The 12,593-nt window shown below is 70.1% G+C and carries 5 protein-coding genes; 2 read left to right on the top strand and 3 right to left on the bottom strand.

Annotated elements, in window-relative coordinates; all coding sequences use genetic code 11:
• Positions 1-44: 44 nt before the first annotated feature.
• On the bottom strand, positions 45-413 hold the full coding sequence (locus tag ABT116_RS17600) for a hypothetical protein (RefSeq protein WP_351633980.1): 369 nt from the start codon (positions 411-413) through the stop codon (positions 45-47).
• Between the two features lie 184 nt (positions 414-597).
• On the opposite strand from ABT116_RS17600, the gene ABT116_RS17595 reads away from it, so the two are divergent.
• The gene (locus tag ABT116_RS17595; protein ID WP_351633978.1) at positions 598-2,991 is read left to right on the top strand and encodes a hypothetical protein; all 2,394 of its coding nucleotides are present in this window, start codon (positions 598-600) and stop codon (positions 2,989-2,991) included.
• Positions 2,992-3,033: 42 nt separating this feature from the next.
• Here ABT116_RS17595 and ABT116_RS17590 read toward each other — a convergent pair whose 3' ends face one another.
• Both ABT116_RS17590 and ABT116_RS17585 read right to left on the bottom strand, forming a co-directional pair.
• Positions 3,034-5,580, bottom strand: a complete 2,547-nt coding sequence (locus ABT116_RS17590; RefSeq protein ID WP_351633976.1) for a GmrSD restriction endonuclease domain-containing protein — start codon at positions 5,578-5,580, stop codon at positions 3,034-3,036.
• Between the two features lie 105 nt (positions 5,581-5,685).
• Entirely contained in the window at positions 5,686-6,525 is an 840-nt protein-coding gene (locus ABT116_RS17585; RefSeq protein ID WP_351633974.1) for a hypothetical protein, read from the bottom strand.
• A gap of 342 nt (positions 6,526-6,867) precedes the next feature.
• Here ABT116_RS17585 and ABT116_RS17580 point away from each other — a divergent pair.
• Positions 6,868-12,593, top strand: a 5,726-nt coding sequence (locus ABT116_RS17580; protein WP_351633971.1) for a PDDEXK-like endonuclease domain-containing protein, incomplete at its 3' end; no start/stop codon positions are given.

Below are 12,593 nucleotides of genomic sequence, written 5' to 3'. Positions count from 1 at the left end.
TCGGATGGTGGACCGCCCGGCTCGATTGCACCGGAGAAGAGGCGTCAACCGCCGGCGTAGTTCCTCGCCAGTTCCTTCAGCTCGTTGACCCACAACTCGGTGTCATCGCCGGAACGGTGATACGGAGCACGGCGAGCCAGCCGGAAGAACCCCTTCGACGGCGCGCCGGACTCCTTCAGCACCACGAGGGCCGACAGCAGTGGAAGCGAGCCGTCCGGGCTCCCCTCGGCGGACGCGTCCTCCAGCAGGTGGGGCATCGGGCCCTCGTGTGGCGGCACATGATGGCCGAGACGCTCCAGCTCGGCACTGAGCAAGCCGTACTCCACGGTTTCCGCGCCCCGGCGCGCCCGATCCCGCAGAACCCCAACCATGGCGTCCAACGCCTGCGCGTACTCGACACTGCCCTTCCGCATCGCGGTCCCCTCCCCGGCCGTCGACGTGTGCGACGCGAGCCTATGTGCCTTGGAAGCCCATGGACGTCAGATCGACCATCTCTATGCATTTCTTGTGAACTCAGTGCATGAATCGCATACTGATGGCCTCAGCGTCACCTGTTCTCCGGACACGATGTGTTCCGGCGTCCCGTTGTGAGGTCCCATGCTCGACCACCGTCTCGTGCAGACAGCCGTGATCGGCCACAAGAACTCCGATCACCCGGTCATCCTGCCGATGGACGCCTGGGAGCTGGACCGGTGGCGCAAGGCGCATCCCAACTACAGTTACTGGTGCGGGCTGCAGCTCGGCGGCTGCGGCGGTGAGTTGAGCGACTGTCGTTACACGACCAAGGTCTGCCACTTCGCCCACCACCCGACAGCCCCGGCCTGCCACCGCAGGAACAACGGCGAATCCAGCGCCGACCACCTCTTCATCAAGCGCGGCGTCCAGCGCCTCCTCGGCAAGCGGCAGCTGCGAGGGCAGGTGCAGACCCGGGATCTCGGCACCGGGCCCGGTGACGCGGTTGACGTGCTTCTGTCCGACAGCCGGCGCCGCCTGCGTTTCCAGCTCGCCGCCGTGGACTACCGGGCGTGGCGTCGGGCTGACGACGAACTAGCGGCGGAAGCGGACGACATCGACTGGATCCTCGCGTCCGAGGGAGCGATCACCCAGCAACTCCTGGGGCGTCACGGCTACTGCCTCCGGGTCCGCTGCGAAACGGTGGGCGGTGAGCGCCGAGTCCACATCGGAGCCGAGGCACAAGACCGGACGGTGTCGTGGACCCCGCTCGAGGACTGTGCTCTGACGCCGTCCGGCCTTGTCACGCCGGACAAGGAACGGATCCGCCTGAGCCGGCCCCGTCCCAAACCGACTGCGTTCCCCCTCCAAGGCGGACTCGTCTTCGCTCTCGCGCCCGAGGCCGACGCCCCTGCCGACTCTCCATTCACAGCGGAGAATCGGCGCCTTCTCGTCGCCGACTTGAGGCCCATGGACAGTCCGATCGTCCGGGCCCTGATCTCCCTCCCGGCGGACAGTCCGGCACCGCCCGCCGAGCACGTCTACCGGGTCACCGACGGAGCCCGGCTGCTCGTCGCCGAGGGCATCACGGGGTGGGCGGTCGAGGCGAGCCGGTACGTACGCTTGAACGCACTCGAAGCCCAGCGGACCGGGTTGTGGACGCCTCCTGCGACCTCCGAGCAGATGGCCCCGACATCTCCGACGTCTCGAGAGAACGAACCGAAGTCGGTCGCGGCCAGGCGGGAGTCCGGGCTCCCAGCCACCGCGGAGCCCGTACCTCTCACCAAGTCCGAACTGGTGACCGCTGTGCGTGATGCCTTGGCGCACCACGCGCGCCTGCAGTCCACGACCACGTGGGAGACCTTGGCCCGCACGGTCAGTCCCCAACTGGCCGAGTACTCGATCGCTGAACGACAGTCGCTGCTGGTCGCAGTCGACAGCCCGCTGCGGGAGCACGTCCCCCTGCTCTCCGCGCTGCTCCGGGAGCACGGGGAGCCGCTTCCCTACCTTTCCCAGGTTCTTTCGCGAGTCGGCGTCCTGTACTCGAGCGTGTCGACCCGCATCAAGCGCTGGGCGGCCGTCGAGACCGAGCGGGCTTTCGCGGCATACGGTGTCCCTCCACGCACCATGCCGGATCGGCTGTCCCTGAAGCCGACGCAGCCGGCAGTCCAACGACCGATCAGGACGGTCGAGGTACCGTCTCGAATCAAGCAGGTCAGCCCTGTCCGCAGCCGGCGTCCGTTCGACCGACACGCGTTGATGTTGAAGCACCAAGGCGCGACTGTGGCGCCGGGCGCCTCCACGGTGAAATACCTCCGGTCCCTCGTGCGCGAACTGGAAGGTATGTTGCCCGCTCTGACCAAGGCGCCGCGCAAGCGCGCGCGGGCAGCGCTCAGCGCCGCCCAGATCTGGCTCGCCCTGCATGACGGCAAGACACTCCCGGCGTCGCAGCGCGCCGTGGTCGCCGGCATGACACTCGGCCACTACGTCAGCGCAATGGACATGGCGCTGACCGAGGCGAAGGAGAGCGCCAGGGCGGCCAAGCGCGATCAATCGAACAGGGAGGTCAAGCAACTGGCCCGGGTCGAGCGGTACCGACGCGCTTCCGAGCTGGCCGCAGGCGCCAAGCGGTCCGCCGCGCGCTCCGCGTCTCCTCCTGCGGAGGATCCCGTCGGGCGGCTCATGCGGCAACTCGTCAGCGTGGCGGCAGAAGGCGGAACGACGACGCTTGAAAGCCTCGGTATTAGTGCGGGACCACGCGACCCTCGCGACTTGCTCGGCACGGTCGACAGGAACGTCTCCTCCGACGTACCGCTGCTCTCGGCCCTCGTCACCGGTGGTGATGGCGGGCCCGTTCCCTTCTTCCGCGACATCCTCAGGTCCGCCGGGCTGGCCGTGCCACAGACGGACCAGGCTCTGCTGGCGATCTGGCGTTGCGAGCAGGACCGCGCACACGCCGCCTACGGGCATCCGCCCCGCCCGATGCCGCCGAGGATCGTGCCCTCGGCGTCACAGCACGCACCGCATCCCCCGACGTGATCCGGCGGCCTGCGACGAGGCCGGCGGGAACACCCTCCCGTCTCAGTCCCGCCGTGCCAGATCCAGTGCCGCCACCCCCACGAACCAGTCCAGCACCTCGCAGATCTCGTCGCCGTGCTCCGCGAAGACACTGACCGGGAAAGAGGGACGCAGCTCCAGCTTCGCCTCGGGCAGGTCGATGCCGTCGATCTTGTTCAGCCGGTTCAGGAGCTCCCGGCGTTGCTCCGTGTCGTCGAAGGGGCTGCGTGTCTTGAGGTACTGGAAGACCACCTCGACGGTTCCGCTGACGGGATAGATCCCGACCGGCCACATGAGGCGCGGCCCATGGCTGGTTCCGAGGTCCAGCATGGGGAAGCAACTCGTCTCCTCGTGCCGGCCGTACGTCACATGGCCGCCCTGGCGGCGCCAGAACTCGAGGGCCGCCACGACCCCCTCGAACGCGGCAGGCCAATTCTCGCGCAGCTGCGCACGGAACCGCTCGGCCGCCGCCGTGTCTTCCCCCTCGGGCAGCGGATCGTGTGCGGAGGGCTGCACCACGTCCCGGCCCAGCAGGGTGGCCAGCTCCGCGGCGGACAGGCGCTGGGAAGGGTGGGCCCGCCCGAAAGAGTCGAAGCGCACGCCCTCGCTCGCCAGCAGTTCCTGCGGAGGCGGCCGGTCACTGCCTTCCGCCCAGCGGAACGAGGGGGAGACCCTGCCCTCCACAGTGAGTACGCGGTAGGCGCCGATCACGCCCGTGTTGGCGCCCAGGTAGGCCCCGACAGGCACCGGATGGCTGCCGATCAGCTCGGCGACATCGCCGTACGTCGTCCAGGTGCCGCTCGGCATCGCCACGAGAGCGGCCCGCAGTTCGACCCAGCCCGGCGACTCCTCACCGTTCGGCTTGACCCCTCCGATCGGGCCGGGCCACAGTTCAGCGGCGCGGTCGGCCAGACGATCGGCCCGTTCGAGAATCTGCGCCTTTCCCCAGCGCTGTGCCGAGGCGATCTCGAGGTTCATGCGCAGAGCACTGGCGTCGAGGATCTGCTGCTTGCGTTCGAACGGGTGGTTGGAGAGCTTGGCGTTGTCACCGGTCAGCGTCAGGTTGCCAAGCGTGTGCACCAGCAGGTCGTGCAGTTCCTGCGGAGTCTGGTTCGGCTCGGTTTCCTCGGCCAGAAGATCGAACCAGGCGGGGGCGGGGCGCTGGGGCAGGACGTGCTCCACACTCAGGGATGCCTTGGCGAAGTCCACGGGCTCGGAGGCCCGGTAACTCTCTTCGAGACGGCGCAGAATGTAGCTTCGCTGAGAAGGGCGCCCGGACCAGTAGAACGGTTTGGCGCGGACCGCCGCGCGCAGTTCCTCATCGCTAGGCCAACGCCTGCGTCGGCCGGACAGGAACCGCCTTACCGCCTCGGGGGCCGGCCGGTCGGTCTCGAGCTCCTTCGGGGCTTCCATGAAGATGCGGTTGAGGTTGGACGTTGGGGTCTGGCAGATCAGGCGCCGTACCAGATACGACTCGACGTAGCCCAGCGCCTGAGCCGCTTCGTCGGGCGTCGTCCTGCCCGCCGCCAGAAGGTCCAGCAGGTGCAACGCGAGCGGGTAGTGCGTCTGGCCACCCCAGGAGGCCAGACGCTCCAGGATCGCGCGGAGGGCGGGAGCCTGCTCGCGGGCGGGTTCGACGATGCGCAGGAACCTCGCGGCCCGCTCGGCCAGTTGCTCGATCTCGCGCTGCAACGCGTCCTCGTCGCCGGCCAGTGGTTGGAGCCGCTTCTGCTGCTCGCGGTAGATTTCGCTCTGCTTGGTCTTGTAGTGGCCGCGGACCACCAGGTCGAGCCAGACCAGGAGTTCGAGGTTCTTCGGGCCCAGGCTCTGCTGCATGGGCAGCCACAGTTCCTGGTAGATCCGCTCGCCTCGCTTGGGCAGCAGCATGAACACGTAGTTGCGCAACAGGTCGCTCTGACTGAGCCCGACACCTGTGTTGTTGATCGACTCGAAGATCCGGTACACGTTGTCGCCGGGCTCGGCGGTGATCTCCACGATGGAGAGCAGGTCCTTGAGTACGGTCTCGACCGTTGAGGCCCACCGTTCGTCGCCCGCCTCGTGGTCCTGGGCGAGGGCACCGCGGAAGAACCGGTAGGCAGCCCCGATGTTGTCGCCCCCGCCGGCATCCGCCCGGGACTGGACGCAGGCGGTGTAGGCGTCCCGGTCCGCCTGTGTGGGCAGCAACCGATAGTGGTCCGCGCCCTCGTGGAACTCGTTGACCAGTACTTGACGGTGCACCCGATCCACCCCTCGCGCGTCACCCGACTCCTTCAGGTGGTCGCGCAGGGCGGTGAAGGCCAGCATCAGCGTGGTCAACCGCTGCTGCCCGTCGACCACGAGCCACCTTTGCACGCCGCCCGCCTGGATCTGACCGGGTGCGAGCACCACCGAGCCGAGAAAGTGCGGCGCGGCCGGCTCTCCGGCCAGGTGCTGCTCGACCAGTTCCCCGATGTCTTCCCACAGCCGCTGAAGCTGCTCTTTGCCCCAGCTGTACGTGCGCTGATAGAGCGGCACCTGGAACTGCTTGTCCCCTTGGACGAGCTTGAGGAAGGTGATCTCCTGGGCGCGCATGCGCCTCCTTTCTCTACGAGCACCCCCGACGGAGGCACAGGGCAAGCCCATTCATGTCCGACGCCTTGTGCGCCATGGGCAGTTGTCCGTTGAATCTATGCCTTTTCAGGCGCCGTTGTCCGCCGATGTCAGGGACGAACGGTTCGAGATGCGCGGCATCGTCTCGTTCGGGGAGCGGCGCAACAGCTTGATGGTGCGGCCCTCGACCCACGCGTTCCACGCTTTGAGGTAGTAGAGCAGGTGCTCGCGTGAGTCGTCGCGGCGCCGGTGCGCGTTGCCCAGGGCCAGGTTGAGCATGGTGTTGCGCAACGTCAGACGTGGATCGCCCGGCTCAAGGCGGGCCCCGGTGACGACCCCTGCCTCCCAGTCGGACTGGTCGATGTCGGGCCGGGCCTCACTGGTGACGTACCAGCCGATCGTCGCGGCCGTGACGGTGATGCGGCACCCTCGGTTCAGTGCGATGCCGTGGTGCAGGGCATCGCGGACACCGGGGTGCTCGCCGAGCAGGTTCAGCAGTTGGTCGTTACTCGTGACCGACGAGCCGCCGCTCCAAGGGGAGTTGGGGGAGTTGCGGTACAGGTGCAGTCCGCGCAGTGCGGCCGCCAGGTGGGTCGCGTTGGCCTCCCCCGCGAGGGCCAGCGCGTCCCGGCCGGTGCGCTTGCGGCCCGTGTCCATCACGGTGAACGCGGTGCGTGGCACGCCGTGTGTGACGGTCAGGGGCACGGTGACGCCGGCCTTGACGATGGCTGCCAGGCGGTGCTGTCCGTCGATGAGTACCTCGTCCTCGTCGAAGGCGATGCCCTGGTGCGTCAGCTGCCATTCCCCGCGCTGGATCTGACCGGCCAGGTGCTGCACCGTGCCCTTGCTGAGCGGTCGGTTGTTGGTGTTACGGGTGAGCCACTCTGCCGCCAACTGGGGCGACACGTCGACCACTTGCATGTGCATGGCACCTTTGCCCTTCCTCTGGGGTGACATCGCCGACAGCCTGTCGTGAATTGTGAACTAAGTCAACGCTGTTGCCGAGAAGGGGGTCGGGCGCCAAGGTGTCGTCTGGGTGGTCCGGGTTGGCGCAGTGCCGGTGGTGATCGCTCGCCGGATGCAGTCTGTTGCAGATGAGTGGCAAGGTGCGATGGATGTCCGCGTTTGCTGCTACGCTCGCAATGTGTGCTCAGTTCACACTCGAGTTCGTGCGCCGGGGGGTGCCTTGTGATCGGGCTCGTGGTGGTCAGGGCGGGATGACCGGACGGGCCACCGGATGGCCCTCAGCAGCAGTGGCGGGGTGGGCGTGTGAGTCAGGATGAGCGCGGGCTGAGTGACGGGCTGCAGCTCGTCGGTTCGGTCTACCAGTACGACGACGGGCTGTATGTGAGGGTGCACGACGTGGTGCCCCACGTGCTGGCGGACGCCGAGGACAGTCACGGATCCCGGCAGGGTGACGACCTGGTGCGCTGCACCCTTTCCCTGAGCAACGGCACCGGGCGGCCACTCGAACTCGACGGGGTCACGCTGCTGGTGCGGGGAGGGCCGTACGGCAAGACGGGCCGTCAGGTGCGGGACTACCGCAGTGACGTCATCGACGACGAGCTGGAGGGCACCCTGCGTGCCGGGCGCAGGGTCTCCGTCACGTGGGCGTACAGCATTCCGCCCGGCACCGCCGGTGACCTGGACATCGAGGTCCGTTTCCCGGCCGGCGACCGGGGGAGCGTCACGTTCGGCACGGCGCCGGCGGTCGGCACGGTGGCCGCCACGGTGGCCGACGAGCGACCTGTACCGATCGCATTCGATCAGTCCGTGCTGTTCGGTGAGCAACAGCAGTCGTTGTTCGCTGAGCCACAGGGCGCCCCGGAGCATGTGACCGGGGCCGCGAGCGGGGCCGGGCGCGCCGTCTCGGCCGCAGGAGGGGAGCGGGAGACAGCAGTCACCGGACTCGACGCCGTCCCGGCCCAGCCGACCGGCCCCGGGCGACAGACCTCCCGGTCACTGGCCCTAGAGGTGTCCGCCGACGATCTGGACGCCACCCGCGTCCGGCAGATCTTCCGGTTCCTCGCCGAGGCCGAGGAGTCGAAGACACGCCCCGTGCGCACGCTCGACGGGGCGGCAGGCGCCGTGTGGTTCGACGAGCTGCCGGACGGCGACGGCGTCGAGGTGATGACCGACGGCGCTCTCGCCGGGGACGACCCGGCCTGGCTGACCGTCGCCCGCCCCGAAAGGGAGGAAGCGCCCCAGCCCAGGGCCCTGCTCGCGCCCTGGGTGGACGAGACCCGTGTCCGCGACTTCAAGGAGCCTCGCGCCCCGCACCTGCGACGGCGTATCGAGCCCGAGTTCCCAGACTGGTCACAGGGCATCCCGCTCGACAAGACCTACCACGTGCTCGACGACCACCCCCAGCGCGAGAAGATCGAGAAGCTGTACGCCGCCTGGGAACAGGCATGGCTCGCCTGGGCGGAGCGCCGCCGAGCGATCGACCCCCAGGTCCGGCTGTACGACCGACTGCACAAGATGCACGAGGACGCCGCGGGCCTCGGAGAGGCGTACGAACTCGTCCTCGGCCTGGGCCGGCTCACCTGGCAGACGAGCACCGGGCAGCGGGTGGAACGGCACCTCGTCACGCACCGCGCCACCCTCCAGCTCGACCCGTCCACCGGCACGCTCACCGCCGCTCCCGACCCCACCGGCATGGGCCTGGAACTCGAAGAGGGCATGCTCGAAGGGGCTCAGCATGTGCCGGGCGCCGTGCGCGAGACGATCGTCGAGGTGCTGGAGGACGCCTCGGACGTGACCGACCCCGAGCACCTCGACGCCGTACACACCGCTTTGCGAAGTTGGGTCAATGCAGCCCACAGCGCGGGAAGTTACGCACCGACCGTCGAGCGCGCGAAGCCGCGCAGCCTCGACGTCCCCCAGGTGGGGCTCACTCCCGCGCTCGTCCTGCGTGAGCGCAGCCGCCGCTCCACCATGGACGCCCTCAAGGCCATCGCCCGGCAGATCGACGCCGGCACGCCGCCCACCGCGCTGCTCGGCCACATCGCCGGCCGGGACGGCGCGCTGACCGCGGCGGACCTCGCGGCGGCGGAAGACGACGGGGAGGCGCAGGGCGGCGACGAGATGTACTTCGCGCTGCCCGCCAACGAGGAGCAGCGCACGATCGCCGAACGCCTGCGCGCCAACCGGCTCGTGGTCGTCCAGGGGCCGCCCGGCACCGGCAAGACCCACACCATCGCCAACCTGGTCACCGACCTGCTCGCCCAGGGCAAGCGCGTCCTCATCACCAGCCACACCCCGCGCGCGCTGCGCGTGCTGCGGGACAAGCTTCCGGAGTCCGTCCGCGACCTGTGCGTGAGCCGCACCGAGGACGGCGCGGCCGCCCAGCGGGAGCTGGAGGCGTCCGTGCAGCGGATCCTCGGCGAGTACGCGGGCTACGACGAGAAGGCCTCCCACCAGCAGATCCGCACCCTCCAGACGCGCCTCGCCCAGGCGCGTGCCGCACAGCGGGCCATGCTGCGCGACCTCGCCGTGCTGCGCGAACAGGAGACCCACCGCTTCGAGGCGGAGATCGGCGACTACAGCGGCAGTCTGCAGGAGATCGCCGGACGGCTCACCGCGGAGGCGGAACGGTACGACTGGCTGGGCCCGGTCCCGCAGGAACAGCCGGCCCTGAGCGCCGACGAAGCCCTGCGCCTGCTGCACACCACCCGTGCGTACACCCCGCACCACCAGGCCCTCGCGGCCGAGGTGCCCGGCCCCTCCGAACTGCCGGGCCCCGGCGACTTCGAGGAGGCCGTACGCGTCGTACGGTCCGCCGAGGAAGCGCACACGGCCGCGCGTCAGGACCCACTGTGCGCCGAGTACGACACCGCCGTGAGGAGCCTCGGCGAGGGAGAACAGCAGCGGCTGTCCTCCGCGCTCGACACCTTCTCCACCACCCGCGCCCGCGCTGCCGCCCTCGCCGCCGCGGCCGGTGACTGGGCCGCGGCGCTCCTGAGGCAGGTGACCGAAGGGCAGGACTGGCAGGCACGCAGCCGGCGCGCCGCCGTCACCGAAACCCTGGCGGCCGTCGACAACTCGCTCGCCACCCTGGGTACGGCCATGGTCAGCGGCCTGGAGCAGTACGACCCGGCCACCGCGCTCGCCCAGGCCACCGCACTGCACGACGGCCTCGGGCAGGGACAGAAACTGCGTGGCCCCCTCGGGATGCGCTCCAAGCTGGCGAAGACCGTCGGCGTGTTCGCGGAGAACGTACGCGTCGACGGCCGAGCGCCGGAGGACGTCCCGACGTCGGCCGTCGTCCTCGCCCGCGTCCGGCTGGAACTGCGCCTGGCCCAAGTGGAGTCCGAGTGGGGCACGCCCGTCGCCGCCTGGCAGGGACACGGACCGCGCCTCGCACGGCTGCGACAGGACGCGGAGATGCTCGACGCGCTGCTCGCCGTCGCCGCCGCCCGCACCGACGTCCTGACCGCCGCCGCCACCTCCCCGACCCTCGCCGTCGCCACCTGGCACGATCCGTCGGTCGAGAACGCCGTACGCACCCTGCTGCGCGCGTCGACCACCCTGCGCGCGGCCGAACAGTCCCGCAAGGTCATCGCGGACGCCGAGGAACTGCTGCGCGTCTGGGGCGACCGGCCCGGTGTGTCACCCGCCGTGGTGCGCGCACTCGGCGCCGTCCGCGACCGTGACCCCGACGGCTACCGGGCGTTCGGCGAGGAGATGGCCGAGGTGCGCGAGGCGGCCCGGCTGCGAGCTGAGCGGGACGTGGCCCTCACTCGTGTCCGCGAGGTGTTCCCGGCCCTGGCCGACAGGATCACCGCCGCACACGAGGACAGCACCTGGGACGCCCGACTGCCCTCTCTCACCGAGGCCTGGGCCTGGTCCGCGTGGCGCGACCGCATGGAACGGCTGACCGATCCCGAGGCCGAGCGTGCCCTGCGCCGACGGCTGACGGAGGCCGACGACGAGGCCCGCATCATGCTCGCGCGGCTCGCCGCCGCCCGCGCCTGGCACCGCTGTCTCGGCCTGCTCACCGGCGACCAGTCCCGGGCGCTCAGCGCCTACCAGCAGGCCGCACGCCGTATCAAGGGCAAGTACCAGCACCGCTACCGGCGCGACGCACAGGCCGCCCTGCGTAAGGCGCAGACCGCGGTGCCGGCCTGGATCATGCCGCTGCACCAGGTCGCCGAGACCGTACCCATGGACCGGCCGGGGTTGTTCGACGTCGTCATCGTCGACGAGGCCAGCCAGTCCGGCCTGGAGGCCATGCTGCTGAGCTGGCTCGCCGACCGGATGGTCGTCGTCGGCGACAGCAAGCAGGTCAGTCCGTCCAACGTCGGCCTCAAGCAGGACGAGTACTTCCACCTCCGGGACCGTCTGCTCACCGCGCTGGAACCGGATGTCCGCAGCCTGTTCGGACCCGATTCCAGCTTCTTCGACCTCACCGAAGCGCTGTCGGCGGGCCGCGGGACACTCATGCTCAAGGAGCACTTCCGGTGCATGCCGGAGATCATCTCCTTCTCCAACGACCTCTGCTACAACCGTGATCTGCTGCCCCTGCGGCAGTACGGCGCCGACCGGCTGCCCCCGGTCCGCACGGTGTACGTGGAGACCGGCGAAGCCGTGGGCGCCAACACGCGGCTGGCCAACAGCGCCGAGGCGGAAGCCCTCGTCGACGCGATCGTGCGCTGCTGTGCCGATCCCGCCTACGACGGCAAGACCATGGGCGTCATCAGCCTTCGCGCGAGCAAGGGCCACCTGACGGAACTGGAGAACCTGCTCGCCGAACGCCTCGACTACGAGCAGCGCGAGGAGCGACGCATCCGGGTCGGTGACGCCGAGGACTTCCAGGGCGACGAGCGGCACATCATGTTCGTCTCGTTCGTCAACTCGGCGACCACCGCCGCCGGAGCGGTCCCCGGCGGCTTCAACGGCAAGACCTACGAGCAGCGCATCAACGTGGCGGCCTCGCGCGCCCAGGACCAGGTGTGGGTGTTCCACAGCGCGCGGGCCGAACAGTTCCACGAGAACGACCTGCGCAGACGGTGGCTCGACCACCTCACCCGTCCCGCGGAGGAGGACGTGGTCGCGGTCGAGGGCGAGGTCCTGCCCGACGTCCGGCACGAGGCGTTCGACAGCCTGTTCCAGCAGCAGGTGTACCTGGAACTGACCGCTCGGGGCCACCGGGTCCGTCCCGGTTACAAGGTGGGCCGCCACGCGATCGACCTGGTCGTGGAGGGCGGAACGCGCCGGCTCGCGGTCGCGTGCGACGGGGACGTCTTCGCGGAAGGCGAGGACGCCTCCACCGCGGCCGCCAGACAGCGCGACCTGGAACGCGTCGACTGGACGTTCGTCCGGATCCGGGGCAGTCGCTTCCACCTCGACCGCGAGCAGGCCTTGGCCCCGCTGTGGGCGGAACTGGGACGGCTGGGCATCGAACCGGTCGGCGGGGAGCCGGAAGTCGCCGCCGCCGACGCGGTGACCGCCGCCGACCCCACGACCGGCGAGGCTGGGCCGACCGGGGAGGGGGCGGCCGGAGGTGAGGTGAGGGCAGACGCCGACGTGGCCGTGCCCGGGCGCGCGGCTGTGCCGGGCAGCGTTGCCGAGGCGGGCGAAGGAGCCATGCGGGGGCACGTTGCCGAGGCGGGCGATGCGGCCTCGGCGAGGGCCGGAGCCACCGCCGGGGCCGGGGTCAGTGCCCCGGCCGGTGACGGTGGGGAATCCGAGCCGCGGGGCGCGTCGAACCATGGGACGGGGACCCCGGACACGGCACGAGCGCAGCGACCGACAGGACCGGCGGCCACCCTAGGGGCGGTGCCCGTGCCCAGGGCCACGGACCCGCGCGAGTCCCTCAGCGGTCCGGCTCGACGGCCGACGCTCGCCCCGCCGCCGCGTGCGACGACCGCGGAAAACGGAGTCGCTCCCGCACGAGCGGCGGGGACGACGATGCCCGAGGCACCGTCTGCGGCACGGCCGACGGGGACGGCCCGCCCGGCCGTGCACGTCGTACGGCCCGATGGTCCGGCGCC

It is taken from the genome of Streptomyces sp. NPDC002130 (assembly GCF_040296465.1).
Classification (GTDB): domain Bacteria; phylum Actinomycetota; class Actinomycetes; order Streptomycetales; family Streptomycetaceae; genus Streptomyces.
This window is presented reverse-complemented; position numbering and strand designations above follow the sequence as displayed.

Coding starts and splice junctions, on each gene's coding strand:
- ABT116_RS17600 (WP_351633980.1), bottom strand. CDS start 413: ATGCGGAAGGGCAGTGTCGAGTACGCGCAGGCGTTGGACGCCATGGTT.
- ABT116_RS17595 (WP_351633978.1), top strand. CDS start 598: ATGCTCGACCACCGTCTCGTGCAGACAGCCGTGATCGGCCACAAGAAC.
- ABT116_RS17590 (WP_351633976.1), bottom strand. CDS start 5,580: ATGCGCGCCCAGGAGATCACCTTCCTCAAGCTCGTCCAAGGGGACAAG.
- ABT116_RS17585 (WP_351633974.1), bottom strand. CDS start 6,525: ATGCACATGCAAGTGGTCGACGTGTCGCCCCAGTTGGCGGCAGAGTGG.